The 15,143-nt window shown below is 75.9% G+C and carries 15 protein-coding genes and 1 riboswitch; of the genes, 7 read left to right on the plus strand and 8 right to left on the minus strand.

The genetic code is table 11. The annotated features are described in order from the left end of the window. Positions 1-42 precede the first annotated feature (42 nt). A riboswitch (cobalamin riboswitch) is annotated at positions 43-123 on the plus strand. 54 nt (positions 124-177) lie between these two features. Then, positions 178-3,804, plus strand: a complete 3,627-nt coding sequence (gene cobN, locus ACI799_RS00195) for a cobaltochelatase subunit CobN (RefSeq protein WP_456612062.1) — start codon at positions 178-180, stop codon at positions 3,802-3,804. A 67-nt stretch (positions 3,805-3,871) separates the two neighbouring features. On the opposite strand, the gene ACI799_RS00200 is transcribed toward cobN, so the two are convergent. Beyond that, positions 3,872-4,228, minus strand: coding sequence for a hypothetical protein (locus ACI799_RS00200; protein WP_456600386.1), 357 nt, complete (start codon positions 4,226-4,228; stop codon positions 3,872-3,874). Continuing rightward, positions 4,225-4,656: a DUF1622 domain-containing protein gene (locus ACI799_RS00205; protein WP_456600385.1), complete on the minus strand. Its 432-nt coding sequence runs from the start codon at positions 4,654-4,656 to the stop codon at positions 4,225-4,227. Before ACI799_RS00205 ends, ACI799_RS00200 begins: the two co-directional genes overlap by 4 nt. 59 nt (positions 4,657-4,715) lie before the next feature. Here ACI799_RS00205 and ACI799_RS00210 point away from each other — a divergent pair, with 59 nt between their 5' ends. Next, a complete protein-coding gene (locus ACI799_RS00210) occupies positions 4,716-5,180 on the plus strand; it encodes an SRPBCC family protein (RefSeq protein ID WP_456600384.1) in 465 nt (154 codons plus the stop codon). On the opposite strand, the gene ACI799_RS00215 is transcribed toward ACI799_RS00210, so the two are convergent. Both ACI799_RS00215 and ACI799_RS00220 read right to left on the minus strand, forming a co-directional pair. After that, positions 5,155-5,595, minus strand: coding sequence for a VanZ family protein (locus tag ACI799_RS00215; RefSeq protein WP_456600383.1), 441 nt, complete (start codon positions 5,593-5,595; stop codon positions 5,155-5,157). The genes ACI799_RS00210 and ACI799_RS00215 overlap by 26 nt on opposite strands. Beyond that, positions 5,592-6,062 carry a hypothetical protein gene (locus tag ACI799_RS00220; protein WP_456600382.1) on the minus strand — a complete coding sequence of 157 codons (471 nt, stop codon included), beginning with the start codon at positions 6,060-6,062 and terminating at the stop codon, positions 5,592-5,594. Before ACI799_RS00220 ends, ACI799_RS00215 begins: the two co-directional genes overlap by 4 nt. A 179-nt stretch (positions 6,063-6,241) precedes the next feature. On the opposite strand from ACI799_RS00220, the gene ACI799_RS00225 reads away from it, so the two are divergent. The 4 genes from ACI799_RS00225 (at position 6,242) to ACI799_RS00240 (ending at position 10,490) form a co-directional block, all read left to right on the plus strand. Then, on the plus strand, positions 6,242-6,880 hold the full coding sequence (locus tag ACI799_RS00225) for a DUF4956 domain-containing protein (RefSeq protein WP_456600381.1): 639 nt from the start codon (positions 6,242-6,244) through the stop codon (positions 6,878-6,880). Beyond that, positions 6,877-7,689, plus strand: a complete 813-nt coding sequence (locus ACI799_RS00230) for a polyphosphate polymerase domain-containing protein (protein WP_456589667.1) — start codon at positions 6,877-6,879, stop codon at positions 7,687-7,689. Before ACI799_RS00225 ends, ACI799_RS00230 begins: the two co-directional genes overlap by 4 nt. Further along, complete coding sequence (locus tag ACI799_RS00235) at positions 7,686-9,506, plus strand: carbohydrate-binding domain-containing protein (protein WP_456612063.1); 1,821 nt, start codon at positions 7,686-7,688, stop codon at positions 9,504-9,506. The genes ACI799_RS00230 and ACI799_RS00235 overlap by 4 nt, the downstream gene beginning before the upstream one ends. 108 nt (positions 9,507-9,614) lie before the next feature. Beyond that, positions 9,615-10,490: an alpha/beta fold hydrolase gene (locus tag ACI799_RS00240; RefSeq protein WP_456589665.1), complete on the plus strand. Its 876-nt coding sequence runs from the start codon at positions 9,615-9,617 to the stop codon at positions 10,488-10,490. 67 nt (positions 10,491-10,557) lie between these two features. Here the strand turns inward: ACI799_RS00240 and ACI799_RS00245 are convergent, their stop codons facing one another. Genes ACI799_RS00245 through ACI799_RS00260 form a run of 4 tightly spaced genes read right to left on the minus strand, consistent with a single transcriptional unit; the run spans position 10,558 to position 14,259 of the window. Beyond that, on the minus strand, positions 10,558-11,514 hold the full coding sequence (locus ACI799_RS00245; RefSeq protein ID WP_456612064.1) for a VWA domain-containing protein: 957 nt from the start codon (positions 11,512-11,514) through the stop codon (positions 10,558-10,560). Next, positions 11,511-12,491, minus strand: a complete 981-nt coding sequence (locus tag ACI799_RS00250) for a DUF58 domain-containing protein (RefSeq protein ID WP_456612065.1) — start codon at positions 12,489-12,491, stop codon at positions 11,511-11,513. Before ACI799_RS00250 ends, ACI799_RS00245 begins: the two co-directional genes overlap by 4 nt. Continuing rightward, a complete protein-coding gene (locus tag ACI799_RS00255; RefSeq protein WP_456589662.1) occupies positions 12,488-13,525 on the minus strand; it encodes an AAA family ATPase in 1,038 nt (345 codons plus the stop codon). Before ACI799_RS00255 ends, ACI799_RS00250 begins: the two co-directional genes overlap by 4 nt. 35 nt (positions 13,526-13,560) lie before the next feature. Continuing rightward, the gene (locus ACI799_RS00260) at positions 13,561-14,259 is read right to left on the minus strand and encodes a hypothetical protein (RefSeq protein ID WP_456589661.1); all 699 of its coding nucleotides are present in this window, start codon (positions 14,257-14,259) and stop codon (positions 13,561-13,563) included. Between the two features lie 241 nt (positions 14,260-14,500). Here ACI799_RS00260 and ACI799_RS00265 point away from each other — a divergent pair, with 241 nt between their 5' ends. Continuing rightward, on the plus strand, positions 14,501-15,103 hold the full coding sequence (locus tag ACI799_RS00265; protein WP_456612066.1) for an AAA family ATPase: 603 nt from the start codon (positions 14,501-14,503) through the stop codon (positions 15,101-15,103). Positions 15,104-15,143 lie beyond the last annotated feature (40 nt).

Genomic DNA, 15,143 nt, shown 5'->3' on the forward strand with positions numbered 1-15,143 from the left:
GGACCGCCCGGTAGCGTCTGCGGCACAACACGGCAGTGCAGCGAGGAAGCCGGTGCGAACCCGGCGCGGTCCCGCCACTGTGAGCCCGCGCTGCGCTCAGCAGCGGGGGCGAGCCAGACACTCCGGCTGCCGTGCCCGACGACCCGGGGCGCGGACCCCGAGGGAGGCCGCACACACGTGTTCACCCTGCTCTCCACCAGCGACACCGACCTGCTCTCCGCCCGCGCCAGCGGCGCCGACTGGCGGCTGGGCAACCCCGCCCGCCTCGACGCCGCCGGCATGGCTGCCCTCACGGAGGGCAGCGAGCTGGTCGTCGTCCGCATCCTGGGCGTCCGCCGCCAGTACGAGGAGGTGCTCGCGCCGCTGCTGGGCTCCGGCGTCCCCGTCGTCGTGCTGGGCGGTGAGCAGCTGCCCGACGCCGAGCTCATGGAGCTCTCCACCGTGCCCATGGGCGTGGCGACCGAGGCGCACGGCTACCTGGCGCAGGGCGGGCCGGACAACCTCACCCAGCTGCACCGGTTCCTCTCCGACACCGTGCTGCTCACCGGGGAGGGGTTCGAGCCGCCGTCGGTCGCGCCCGACTGGGGGCTGCTCGAGCGGAGCTCCCGGGGGACCGGCCCGACCGTCGCGGTGCTCTACTACCGCGCCCACCACCTGGCCGGGAACACGGCGTTCGTCGAGTCGCTGTGCACCGCGATCGAGGACGCCGGTGGCCGCGCGCTGCCGGTGTTCGTGAGCTCGCTGCGCAGCGTGCCCGGCGACCTGCTGGAGACCCTGCGCACCGCCGACGCGCTGGTGGTCACCGTCCTGGCCGCCGGCGGCTCCCGCCCGGCGACCGCGCAGGCCGGCGGCGACGACGGCGCCTGGGACGTCGGTGCCCTCGCCGAGCTCGACGTGCCGGTGATCCAGGGGCTGTGCCTCACCCGCTCCCGAGAGGAGTGGCTCGCCGACGACGACGGGCTGTCGCCGCTCGACGTCGGCAACCAGGTCGCCATCCCCGAGTTCGACGGCCGCCTGATCAGCGTGCCCTTCTCCTTCAAGGAGACCGACGCCGACGGCCTGACGCACTACGTGCCCGACCCCGAGCGGGCCGCACGGGTGGCCGGCACCGCCGTCGCCCACGCCCGGCTGCGGCACACCCCACCCGCCGAGCGCCGGATCGTCGTCATGCTCAGCGCCTACCCGACCAAGCACGCCCGCATCGGCAACGCGGTCGGGCTGGACACGCCGGCCTCGGTCGTCCGGCTGCTCGCCGCCATGCACGGCGCCGGGTACGACATCGGCCCGTTCGACGGCCTCGACGCGCTGCCCGGCGTCGCCGACCTCGACGGCGACGCCCTGGTGCACGCGCTGATCGCCGCCGGCGGCCAGGACGAGAACTGGCTCACCGAGGAGCAGCTGAGCGGGAACCCGGTCCGCATCGATGCCTCCGAGTACCGGCGCTTCTTCGACACCCTCCCCGCCGACCTGCGCGAGGCCATGGTGGAGCACTGGGGTGAGGCCCCCGGCTCGCTCTTCGTGGACGGCTCCGGCGACGACCAGGCGATCGTCTTCGCCGCGCTGCGCGCCGGCAACGTCGTGGTGATGGTGCAGCCGCCGCGCGGCTTCGGGGAGAACCCGATCGCGATCTACCACGACCCCGACCTGCCGCCGTCCCACCACTACCTCGCGGCCTACTGGTGGCTGCGCTCGGTGTTCGGCGCGCACGCGCTGGTGCACGTCGGCAAGCACGGGAACATGGAGTGGCTGCCGGGCAAGACCGTCGGGCTCTCGCCCTCCTGCGGCCCCGACGCCGCGATCGGCGACCTGCCGCTGGTGTACCCGTTCCTGGTCAACGACCCGGGCGAGGGCAGCCAGGCCAAGCGACGGGCGCACGCCACGCTCGTCGACCACATGGTGCCGCCGATGGCCCGGGCGGACTCCTACGGTGACATCGCCCGGCTGGAGCAGCTGCTCGACGAGCACGCCAACGTCGCCGCCATGGACCCGGCGAAGCTGCCGGCGGTGCGCGCGCAGATCTGGACGCTGCTGCAGGCGGCGAAGCTCGACGCCGACCTCGGGCTGAACGAGCGGCCGGAGGACGACCACTTCGACGAGATGATCCTGCACGTCGACGGCTGGCTCTGCGAGATCAAGGACTCGCAGATCCGCGACGGGCTGCACGTGCTCGGCACCCCGCCGTCGGGGCAGGACCGCGTGGACCTCGTCCTGGCGATGCTGCGGGCACGCCAGATCTGGGGCGGCTCGGTCGCCCTGCCCGGGCTGCGCGAGGCGCTCGGCCTGACCGAGGACGGCACCGCCGGCCGCACCGCCACCGACCAGGTGGAGGCGCGGGCCGAGGCGCTCGTCGCCGGCATGGAGGCCCGAGGGTGGACGCCCGACGCCGTGGCCGACGTCGTCCGGGAGGTGCTCGGCCACGACGACGACGCCGTGGCCGCGGTGCTGCGGTTCGCCGTCGACGAGGTGGTGCCGCGGCTGGCGCGCACCACCGACGAGCTGGACGCGACGCTGCACGCGCTCGAGGGCGGCTACGTGCCCGCCGGGCCGTCGGGCTCCCCGCTGCGCGGGCTGGTGAACGTGCTGCCGACCGGGCGCAACTTCTACTCCGTCGACCCGCGCGCGGTGCCCTCCCGGCTGGCGTGGGAGACCGGTTCGGCGATGGCCGAGTCGCTGCTCGACCGGTACCGCGCCGACACCGGCGAGTGGCCCCGCTCGGTCGGCCTCTCCGTGTGGGGCACCTCGGCGATGCGCACCTCCGGCGACGACGTCGCCGAGGTGCTCGCGCTGCTCGGCGTCCGGCCGGTGTGGGACGACGCCTCGCGGCGGGTCACCGCGCTGGAGCCGGTTCCGCTCGACGAGCTCGGCCGGCCGCGGATCGACGTCACCGTGCGGATCAGCGGCTTCTTCCGGGACGCCTTCCCGCACGTGGTGACCATGCTCGACGACGCGGTCACCCTGGTCGCCGGGCTCGACGAGCCGGCGGACGCCAACTACGTGAAGGCGCACGTGGACGCGGACGAGGCGGCCCACGGCGACCGGCGGCGGGCCACCACCCGGGTGTTCGGCTCGAAGCCCGGCGCCTACGGGGCCGGGGTGCTACCGCTGATCGACTCGCGCAACTGGCGGGGGGACGCCGACCTCGCCGAGGTCTACGCCGTCTGGGGCGGCTACGCCTACGGCCGCGACCTCGACGGCGTCCAGGCGCGGCCGGACATGGAGGCCGCGTACCGGCGGATCGCCGTCGCGGCCAAGAACGTCGACACCCGCGAGCACGACATCGCCGACTCCGACGACTACTTCCAGTACCACGGCGGGATGGTGGCCACGGTCCGCGCGCTCACCGGCCGGGCGCCCGCGGCCTACATCGGTGACTCGACGCGGCCCGAGCACGTGCGCACCCGGTCGCTGTCCGAGGAGACCGCGCGGGTGTTCCGCGCCCGGGTGGTCAACCCCAAGTGGCTGGCCGCCATGCGACGGCACGGCTACAAGGGCGCCTTCGAGCTCGCCGCGACCGTGGACTACCTGTTCGGCTACGACGCCACGACCGGCGTGGTCGCCGACTGGATGTACGAGAAGCTGGCCCAGACCTACGTGCTCGACCCGGAGAACCGGGAGTTCCTGGAGACGAGCAACCCCTGGGCGCTGCACGGGATCGCCGAGCGGCTGCTCGAGGCGGTGGACCGGAAGATGTGGGCCGAGCCGGATCCGGCGCTGCTCGCCGAGCTCCAGCAGGCCTACCTCGACACCGAGGGCGACCTGGAGGGCGGGCAGACGCCGGCGTCGGCGGAGCCCGGGCGGTCCTGACCCCCGGGACCGCGGACCGGGTCAGGGGAGCCGGGTCGTGGCCCGCAGGTGCCCCAGGACGACGGTGTCACCGCCGCCAGGCGGGGTGCAGGGCGCGGTGCACCTCGTCCTGCAGCCGCCGCGGGAGCAGGGGGGACCGGCCGGCACGGGGGCCCGGCCCCTTCCGCCACGACGCGGCCCCGTGGCGCAGGGAGTAGCCGGCCAGGTGCCGGAGAGCGATCACCACCGCGGCCGTCATGATCGCCTGCCAGCTCGGCTCGCCGGCCAGCCGGAGCAGCCCGGCCGCGACGAGGTGGTCGAGGGTGATCGCGAGCGCCGGAGCCGGCGAACGGGTCACTGCCAGCACCAGCGCGCCGGACAGCAGGGCGAGCACGACGACCACCTGCGCGGCCAGGCCGGTGACCGTGGCGAGCCAGGCGTTCACCCCGGCCGCCCCCGACGGTCCGGCGCCGTCCCGGCCGTGCGCTGCGGCGACGCGGCGTCGTCCGATCCCCGCCCGGACCGTTCGCGGTCCTCCGCGACCTCGCGGCGCTCCTCGGCGATCTCCTTGCCGAGGAAGTAGTTCAGCGCCGTCCGGATGGCCGCGATGGCGGCGAGCTGCCCGATCTCCTCCCAGCTGGGGGCCACGGCGGTGCGCAGGACGTCGCTGGCGAGCTGGAACTCCAGCCCCAGGGCGAGGAACCGGCCCAGCGTCAGCCGGACCGGCACGAAGCCGTGCACGTCGCGGTGCCGCAGGCCGGCCCAGGCGAACCGGATGAACGCCCACACGGCCCCGATGATGATCACGGCGGCACCGCAGGCCTCCACGACGACGACGAGCACGTCCACGACGTCCTGCAGCAGCTCTTCCACGCGGCGCGCATACCCGGCGGGCCCGCGCGACCACGCATGGCGCCTGCGAGACTGCGCCGATGAGCGAGCTGCGCCACTCCCGGTCGATCACCGTCGCGACGTCGCCCGAGGAGCTGTACGACCTGGTCTCCGACGTGACCCGCACCGGGGAGTGGAGCCCCGTCTGCCGGGAGTGCTGGTGGGACGAGGGTGCGTCGGGCGCGGTCGGGGACTGGTTCAGCGGGCGCAACGTGACCCCGGACCGGACCTGGGAGACGCGCTCGCAGGTGGTGGTGGCCGACCGCGGCCGGGAGTTCGCCTGGGTCGTCGGCGGCAACCTGGTGCACTGGAGCTTCACGCTCGCCCCCGTCGCCGGCGGGACGGAGCTCACCGAGTCGTGGGAGTTCCTGCCCGGTGGGCTGGCCCTCTTCGCCGAGCGCTACGGGGAGCGGGCCGACGAGCAGATCGCCCTCCGCACCCGGCAGGCGCACGAGGGCATCCCCGCCACCCTCGCGGCGATCAAGCGGATCGCCGAGTCGGGCTGAGCCGGCCGCCGGTCCGCCCGATCGCGGTCGCGGCGGCCACGAGGAGGCCGGCCGCGACGGCGCCAGCGGCGTTGAGCACGGCGTCCAGCGGCGACACGACCCGCCCGAGCGGGAGCGCCCACTGGAGGAGCTCGATGGCGGTGGCCGTGGCCGTGGCGGCCAGGACGAGCCGGCCCGGCCGGCCCAGCGCGGGCCAGCGGAGGACCGCCAGCGCCGCCGGGACGACGAGCAGCACCAGGTTCCCCAGCAGCTGCAGCACTGTGGCGCCGGAGTCCAGACCGCCCAGGTACCAGCGCAGCTCCACGGCCGGTGAGCCCCACGCCCAGCCGGTGCCTTCCGGGGCCAGGGTCAGGGCGGCGACCGCCAGGAGGGCTGCCCCCAGGCCGAGGGGGAGAGCGGTGGACCGGGAGCTCACGCTGCCGGCCTGACGACAGGGGCGGCGGAGCCGGCCAGCGACTGCACCGCGGCCGCGCCCAGCACGTCGATCTCGGCGGCGAGGGTGCGCAGCGGCACGGGGTGCGGCGCCCTCAGCAGCCGCACGACCCGGTCGGCCGACCAGGCGATGCGGGCCCGGGCGTCGAGCTCCGGCGGAACCGCCACCGAGCCGTCGATGCCCCACGGCTCGGCGAGCTCGTCGCAGAGGCCCGGCAGTCGGCCGAGGAGGTCCGCGCACGCGGCGGCCAGCCGCCACCACGCCCCGGTCTCCAGGGCGAGGTCGTGGCGGGTGTCCGCCGTGGCCCACCGGAGCAGCCGGACGACGTCGCTCCAGACGACGTCGGAGACGACGCACTCGACGGCGCAACCGCCCGCGGGTCGCCGCGCGAGGACCACGGTGCGTGCCGCGGCGGAGTCGAAGAGCAGGTCGGTCACGTGGTCGGCCATGCCGCCACGGTCGCCCGGCCGGCTGGCACCGGGCTGGGCGGGGGCTGGACGTCGTCCGTGGGGTTCCACGGCGAGGACGGGACGGTTGCTGGCAGCAACTCCCCAGCTCACGCCCAGTTCCAGCGCATCTCCGGACCGCAACCTGATGTCGACCTGCCGTCCACCTCCCGGAAAGCCCGATGTCGCACACCTACCTGCTCGGCGCCGACCTGCTGGCCATCGGCCTGCTCACCTTCGGCGTCTACTTCCCCCGCCACCGCCGCCGCGACCTGGTCATCGCCTACCTCGGCATCAACGTCGGCGTCCTCGCCGTCTCCGCCGCCCTGGCCACCAGCGAGGTGGGCGCCGGCGTGGGCCTGGGGCTGTTCGGGGTGCTCGCGATCATCCGCTTGCGCTCGACCGAGCTGGAGCAGCACGAGGTGGCGTACTACTTCTCGGCCCTGGCGCTGGGCCTGCTCGGCGGCCTGGGCACCTCGGGCCCGGTGCTGTCCATGTCGCTGATGGCGCTGGTCCTCGCCGTCATGTACGCAGCGGGGCACCCCCGCCTCCTGCGCCGGTACCGGCAGCAGGTGATGGTCCTCGACACCGCCTTCACCGACGAGCGGGCGTTGACCGGCCACCTCGAGGCGCTGCTCTCCGCCCGGGTGCACCAGGTGACGGTGCAGCGGGTCGACCTGGTCAACGACACGACGTGGGTCGACGTCCGGTACGAGCTGGACCCGCGGCGCCGTCCGGCTGCCGGCACGGGCGCTGGCGAGCGTTTCGCGCCGGCGCCCGGCGAGCCCGGCCGGCCGCGCCCGGCCGCGGTGGTCCGGTGACCGGCCCGGCCGCCCCGGCGCTGCCGGCCCTGGGCGCGCTGCCCGCCATCGGGCTGGCGGAGATGGTGGACCGCGCGGCGCTGCAGACGCGCGTCGACCGCAAGTACGTGCTGCCCCTGGGGGCCGTGGACGACGTCGTCGCAGGGCTCGCCGAGACCGATGGCGCCCGGGTGCTGGAGATCGACGCCGTCCGCTCCTTCGGCTACGCGTCCCTGTACTACGACACCCCGGACCTCGCCGGCTACCACCTCGCGGCCCGCCGGCGGCGGCGGCGCTTCAAGGTGCGCCACCGCACCTACCTGGACTCCGGGGACCACTTCCTGGAGGTCAAGACCCGGGGCGGTCGCGGGACGACGGTCAAGAACCGGATCCCGCTGCCCGGCCCGGCCCGCGGGCTGGACGGCGGCGCAGCCTTCGTCGACGCCGTGCTGTGCGAGGCGGGCCTGGGCTGGGTGCGCAGCGAGGACCTGCGGCCCGTCCTGCGCACCACCTACCGGCGCAGCACGCTGCACCTCCCGATCGGCGACAGCCGGCTCACCATCGACACCGACCTCACCTGGGCGCTCCCGGGTGGCCGCGCCCTGACCCTCCCCGGGGTCGCCGTCGTCGAGACGAAGTCCAGCGCCGCCGCCTCGGCCGCGGACCGCCGGCTGTGGCGCTCCGGGCACCGGCCGAGCCGCATCTCCAAGTACGGCACGGGCCTCGCCGCGCTGCGCGGCGACCTCCCCGACAACACCTGGTGCCCGGTCCTGCGCCGGCACTTCCACCCCCTGGCGGCCCCCGCCACCGACGATCGGACCCTCCCGTGACCCGTCCGAAGAAGATCCGCGCCACCCTCGCCTCGGCCCTCGTGGCTGCCGTGCTCGCCGGCTGCACGGCCGAGTCGACCGCCGGCTCCTCGGACGGCGCGACCGCGACCGTCTCAGCGGCGGAGATCGCCGCCGGCAGCGGGATCGGCGTCGCCGACGCCCTGGCCGCCAACACCGCGGCGCACGACGCGGACCCGGCGTACGAAGCGGCCGACGTCGTCGACGTGTCGCTCACCGGGGACTCCGCCGCATCGGACTCCGACGCGGTGAGCGTGGACGGCGGAACGGTGACCATCACCGCCGCCGGCACCTACCGGCTCAGCGGTTCCCTCGACGGCCAGGTCGTCGTCGACGCACCGGACGAGGAAGTCGTGCGGATCGTCCTGGACGACGCCGAGGTCTCGTCGGCGGACACGTCGGCCCTGGCGTTCCTCGACGCCGGCACCGCGGTCGTCGTGCTCGCCGACGGGTCGTCGAACGCGCTCAGCGACGGCTCGGGCTACGCGGCCGACGGCGCCGAGCCGAACGCGGCGCTGTACAGCGCCGCGGACCTGACGATCACCGGCAGCGGCTCGCTCGATGTCACCGGCAACGCCAACGACGGGATCGCGGGCAAGGACGGGCTCGTCCTCGACTCGGGGACGATCGCCGTCGACGCGGTCGACGACGGCGTCCGCGGCAAGGACTACCTCGTCGTCCGGGACGCCGACCTCACCGTCACCGCGGGCGGCGACGGGCTCAAGGCGGACAACGCCGAGGACTCCGCGGCCGGCTACGTGCACGTGGCCGGCGGGTCCGTCGACGTGACCGCCGCCGGTGACGGGGTCACCGCGGAGACCGACGTGATCATCGGCGGCGGGGACGTGGCGGTGGTGTCGGGCGGCGGCAGCGGACAGACCGTCGCCGAGGACGCCTCGGCGAAGGGCCTCGAGGGCACGGTCAGCGTCGTGGTCGGCGGCGGGACCGTCGACGTCGACGCCGCCGACGACGCCGTGCACTCCGACGGCGTCGTCAGCATCTCCGACGGCACCCTGACGCTGGCGACCGCCGACGACGGCGTGCACGCCGACGGCGACCTGACCGTCGCCGGCGGGACGGTGACCGTCACGGAGTCGTACGAGGCTTTGGAGAGCGCCGTCGTCACGATCAGCGGCGGCGACCTGGACCTGACGGCGAGCGACGACGGCATCAACGTCGGCGGCGGCAACGACGGCTCCGGGCAGCTGGGCCCGGGCGGCGGCGGGGCCGACGCGTTCGCCGCGGTGGGGGACTACCGGCTGTCCGTCACCGGCGGCAGCACCGTGGTCGACGCCGGTGGGGACGGGTTGGACTCCAACGGCACGGGCACCATGACCGGCGGCACGGTGGTCGTCAACGGCCCCACCGGTGCGGGCAACGGCTCCCTCGACCTGCAGAGCGGTCTGGAGATCAGCGGGGGAGTCCTGCTCGCGGCCGGCAGCGCGGGGATGGCGCAGGCCCCCACGACCTCCTCCGCCCAGAGCTGGGTGGCGACCACCGTCGCAGCGCCCGCGGGCACCGTGGTGCAGCTCGTCTCGGCCGACGGCGAGGTGCTGGCCACCTACACCGCGCAGAAGGACGTCGGGTCGCTCGTCTACTCCTCGGCCGAGGTCGCGAGCGGTGCCACGTACACGGTCCTGACCGGTGGCACCGCCGCCGGGAACGACCTGGGCGGGCTGGCGGCGAGCGGGACCACCGACGGGGCCGAGCAGGCGGGCACCGCGACCGCCGGGGAGTTCGCCGGCGGGATGGGCGGCGGGAGTGGCCGGCCGGGCCGAGGGACGCCGCCCGGCAGCTGACCGGACCGGCCCGCGTCGAGCAGCGGCGCCGCCCCGTGCGACCGGGGGCGGCGCCGCTGCGTCGTGCCCGGCCTGCCACCCGCCGCCGGTCGCCCGTAGCCTCCCCGCATGCCGGATCAGACCACCACGTTCGACTCCGCCTCCGACGTCCGCGTCACCGCCTACCGGTGGGACCCCGCCGGTCCCGCGCGCGGGATCGTCCAGCTCACCCACGGGATGGGCGAGCACCTGCTCCGCTACGAACCGCTGGCCGCCGCGCTGACCGGCGCCGGCTGGGTGGTGGTCGGCCAGGACCACCGCGGGCACGGCGCCACCGCGCAGGACGGCCACTGGGGCGAACTCGGCCCCGGCGGCTGGGACGAGCTGGTGCGCGACATCGGCCGGCTCACCGCGCACGTGCGCGCCGACCTGCCCGACGCCCCGCTGGTGCTTCTCGGTCACAGCATGGGCTCCTTCGCCGCCCAGCAGCACGTCCTCGACCACTCCGCCGACCTCGCCGCCCTGGTGCTCACCGGGACGACGGTCCTGGACCTGCTCGAGCCCGCCGTCGACCTCGACGGACCGACGGACCTCTCGGCGTTCAACGCGCCGTTCGCGCCGGCCCGCACCGACTACGACTGGCTCTCCCGCGACGAGGCCCAGGTCGACGCCTACGTCGCCGACCCGCGGTGCGGGTTCGGCCTCGCCACCGCGGACAGCCGGCAGATGTTCCTCTCGGGGCGGCAGCTGGCCGACCCCGACCGGCTGCGCGGCATCCGGAACGACCTGCCGGTGTACGTCGCGGTCGGCGACGCGGACCCGCTCAACGGGCAGCTGGCGCTCGTCCAGGTCCTCGTCGACCGGCTGCGCGGCGCCGGGGTGGAGGACGTGACGCTGCGGGCCTACCCGGGCGCCCGGCACGAGGTGTTCAACGAGACCAACCGCGACGAGGTCGTCGCCGACCTGCTGGCCTGGCTGGACCGGGTCGTCCCGCCGGCGGGCTGACCGCGGAACGCACCGCGGCGGCCACCTCCCGGGGGGGTGGCCGCCGCGTCGGGTGCGGGCGAACGGGTCAGGGCAGCCGGGGCGACCAGGCGAGGGACCCGCCGGCCGCGCCGAGCGCGACCAGCAGGGCCACCCCGGCGAAGGCCGAGGAGACGTCCTCGCGCTCGGTGGTCGTGCCCACCTGCTCGCCGATGTCGGCGTAGACGTCCTCGAGCTCGCTGCCGCTCTCGGCGGTGTACGCCTGCCCGCCGGTGGCGGCCGCCAGGTCCGCCAGGGCAGCGGTGTCCACCGGCACCGACACCCGCTGTCCCTGCACGCTCACGTCGGCGTCGGACGTGCCGTAGGCGATGGTCGAGACCGGGATGCCGGCCGTCGTCGCCACCTCGACGGAGTCCTCGACCGAGCGGCCCCGGGTGCTGGTGCCGTCGGAGAGCAGCACGATCGACGCCGGGACCGGCTCCGCGCCGTCCTCGGTCGCGGCCTGGCCGACGGCGGCGACCGCCGCGGCGACCGCTTCGCCGATCGCCGTCCCCTGGGACATCCGCAGCTCCTCGATGGCCGAGACGACGGCCTCGTGGTCGTCGGTCGGGGCGACCTCCACCACGGCCGTGCCGGAGAAGCTCACCAGCCCGACGTCGATGCCCTCGGGCAGCTGCTCGACGAACTCCACCGCGGCCGCCTGCGCCGCCACGAACCGGGACGGCGCGACGTCGGTGGCCTGCATGGAGGTCGAGGTGTCGATGGCGACGACGACGGTGGCCGCCTCGCGCGGCACCTCCACCGCGGCCGCCGGCTTGGCGAATGCGGTGACCATGAACGCCAGCGCGGTCACCAGCAGGGCGGCCGGCACGTGCCGCCGCCAGCGCGGGGCCCGGGGCGCGACGGAGGCCAGCAGGTCGGCGTCGGCGATGCGGAGGGCGTAGGCGGTGCGGCGCCGCTGCGCGACCAGGTAGCCGACGGCGACGGCCGCGACGGCGAGCAGCAGCAGGAGGCGCCACGGCGCCTCGAACGACAGGTCGGTCATGCGGATGCTCCCGGGTGGATGACGGGCGACGGGCGCCGGGCCGGCGAGGCGGCCCGGCGCCGGCGCAGCGAGGTGCGCCGGGCGGACAGGTGGCGGGCGAGCTCGGGCAGCCAGTCGCGGTCGGTGCGCAGCAGCACGTGGCCCGCGCCCGCGGCGAGTACGGCGGCCCGGTGCGCCCCGGTGCGGGCCGCAGTCGCCGCGCGGTACCGGTCGCGCACCGCCCGGGTGGTGCGCACCTCCAGCTGGCGGCCGGTCTCGACGTCGACGACGTGCAGGGTGCCGACGGCCGGCAGCTCGGTCTCCAGCGGGTCCTGGACGTGGCAGACGACCACGTCGCAGCGCTGGGCGAGCAGCTGCAGCGCCCGGGCCCAGCGGGGCTCGTCGCCGGCGCCGCCGGGTTCGGCGAGGTCGCTCAGCACCACCACCAGCCCGCGCCTGCGGGGCGGGCGGGCGAGCTCGGTGAGCACGTCGGCGAGGTCGGCGCCCCGGCCGTCGGCGGCCCGCGGCGTGCTGGACAGGACGTGCCGCAGCGCGAGCGCGGCGGTGCGGCCCGCCCGGGGCGGCACCCGCCGGACGCCGTCCGCGGTCAGCAGGACGGCGCCCACCCGGTCGCCGTGCGCGCTGGTCAGCTGCGCCAGGGCGCCGGCCACGGCCAGGGCGAGCGCCCGCTTCTCCGTGCGCCGCGTGCCCAGCGCCATCGACGGGGTGAGGTCGACGACCAGGGTGGTCTCCAGCTCCCGGTCGGCGGTCGTGGTGCGGACGTGGGTCTCCCCGGTGCGCGCGGTCACCGCCCAGTCGATGCGGCGGGCGTCGTCCCCGGGTGCGTGCAGGCGCGGATCGGCCGGCTCGCTGCCCGGACCGGGGGTGAGCCGGACGTGGCCGCCCTGCAGCAGCCCGTCGAGGCGGCGGGACACCTGCAGCGTCAGCCGGCGGACCTGCGCCTCCGGTGCGTCCGGCGGCGGGGGCAGCGGCCTCATGCCACGACCCGCTGCAGGTCCGGGCGGACGACTGTGTGCTGCGAAGGGGCCACCGTCGGCTGCGGCATGGTGGCCAGCACCCGGCCGACGACCTCCTCCGCGGTCACCCCGTCGGCCAGCGCCTCGTAGGAGAGCACCAGCCGGTGGGCCAGGACGTCGACGGCGAGGTCGGCGACGTCCTCGGGGACGACGTAGTCGCGCCCGCGCAGCAGGGCCAGCGCGCGCGCCGCGCGGACCAGGCCCAGGCTGCCGCGCGGCGAGGCGCCGACGCCGATGAGGCGCGCCAGCTCCGGCAGCCGCCACGCCGCCGGCTCGCGGGTCGCCATGACCAGGGCCACGGCGTACTCGGCGATGGCGTGGTGCACGAACACCGCCTCGGCGGCGTCCTGCAGCGCGACGAGTTGCTCGAGCGTCAGCGCCTGCTCGGCCCGCGGCGGGCGCACCGACATGCGGCGGACGATCTCCATCTCCTCCGACATCGTCGGGTGCGGCACGACCACCTTCATGAGGAAGCGGTCGCGCTGCGCCTCGGGCAGCGGGTAGACGCCCTCGCTCTCGACCGGGTTCTGGGTGGCCAGCACCAGGAAGGGGTCGGGCAGCGGGTGGGTGACACCGCCGATGGAGACCTGCCGCTCGGCCATGACCTCCAGCAGCGCCGACTGCACCTTGGCCGGGGCGCGGTTGATCTCGTCGGCCAGCACCAGGTTGGCGAACACCGGGCCGAGCTCGACGTCGAAGCGCTCCTGGGAGGGCCGGTAGACGCGGGTGCCGACGATGTCGCTCGGCACCAGGTCGGGGGTGAACTGGAGCCGCACCGAGCTGCCGCCGACCGTCCGGGCGAGCGTCTCGACGGCCAGGCTCTTCGCGACGCCGGGCACGCCCTCGAGCAGGCAGTGCCCGCGGGCCAGCAGCGCCACGGCGATCCGCTCGACCATCCGGTCCTGGCCGACGACGACCTTCTTCACCTCCATCAGGGCGTGCTCGAGCAGCGCGGCGGACGCCGGGGGAGTGGGCAGGGAGCGGGTGTCGGACAACGGGTCCTCCTCGGATCGTGGGTGAGCGGTTCGGTTCAGGCGCCCTGCGTGGGTTCCTGGGTCTCGGTGCCGGTCTCGGTGTCGGGCGACGTGGCGCCACCCGGGAGGCCGCGGCCGCCGGCCGTCGGGCGGATGGTCGTGGCGGTGGCGGTCCCGCCGTCGACGACGGCTTCGACCAGGACGGGGTCCCCCACGGCGAGGGCGGTGCCGGCGATACGGGTCCCCGAAGTCACCGCGTACGTGCGGGTGAACCCGTCGGAGCTCTGCACGGTCACCGAACCGGTGTCCAGCGCGGTGACGGTGCCGCCCTGGACGGCGATGGTGACCGTGCTGCCGTCGGGCTGCTGGAGCTCCTGCTCCTCGTGAAGAGCCGACCACCGGGTGCTCGTCGAGCCGGTCGGGCTCTCCTCCTGCGCGGTCGCGTCCTCGTCCGGCTGCGGGTCGGCCGGGAGCCGGCCGGTGCGCCTGCCCTCCGTCGCGCCCTGGTCGTCGGCGTCGGTCGGAGCCGCCGCCGCGGTGGTCTCCGGCGCCGGGGAGCCGGCCGCCACGGCCAACCCCACCCCGGCGCCGAGCACGGCCACGGCGGCCGCGCCGGCTGCGGCCCAGCGGCGGCGCCGGCCCCTCGAACGCCGGGTGCGGTCCGGGGGTGCGGGCGCAGGCGACTCGCCTGCCGGTGCGGTGCCGGTGGAGCGCGGGGTGAGCGCGCCGTCCCGGTCGAAGACCCATTCCTGCACGGGAGTGCTCCTCGTCCGACGGGCCGCGGCCACCCCCTCGCGGGGCACCGCGGCGCCGTCCTCGGAGCACCACCGTGGGTGCGCGAACTGGAACTCCGCTGATCACCGGGTGCGCGACGGCTGTGAGTTCGCGCGGCCCGGTGGCCCAACCACCAGGAGACGTCCAGCCGGTTCCCAGCGAGGCCACACGCCGGCGGCAGTTTCCGGGCGCACAGTCGACCCGGCATACGGAGGAGACGGCATGGTGAGGGCACCGATCAGGGGGGCGTTCGGGACGGACCCGGTGACCGGGTACGGCCTGGTCGTCCTCGCCGGGCTGCCCGGGAGCGGTAAGACCACGCTGCTGCGACGCCTGCTCGCGCACGGCGGTGGCGGGCCGCTCACCGCCCTGGACTCCGAGGACGTCGCCGCCCGGGTCCGCGGAACGGGCATCGGCGTGCCCTACCGGGTGCTCCGCCCGTGGGTGCACCTGGTGCACCGGTGGCGGGTCCTGCGGCACGTCGCCGGCGGGTCGTCCGTCGTCGTCCTCACCGATCCCTGGACCAGCCCGGTGTGGCGGGCGGCGGTGCTGCGGGCGGCCCGCTGCGCCGGCCGGTCGGTGCGGCTGGTGCTGCTGGACGTGCCCACGGAGCTCGCCCAGGAGGGGCAGCGCACCCGCGGCCGGACGCTTCCCGACGCGCGGATGCGGCGTCACGAGCACCGCTGGCGCGGCTACCTCGCCCGGCTGGCGGACGCCCCCGCCGAGGCCGGTGACGCGATCGTCGTCGACCGGCCGGCGGCGGCGGAGCTGACGTGCGACGCCGTGCTGGGGGAGCGGGCGCGGCCGGCGCGGTCCCGGTGTTGACTGGAGGGCGGGGCCGGCCGGCCCCGCCCCGAGCCCCAGG

The organism is Blastococcus sp. SYSU DS0753 (assembly GCF_054051175.1).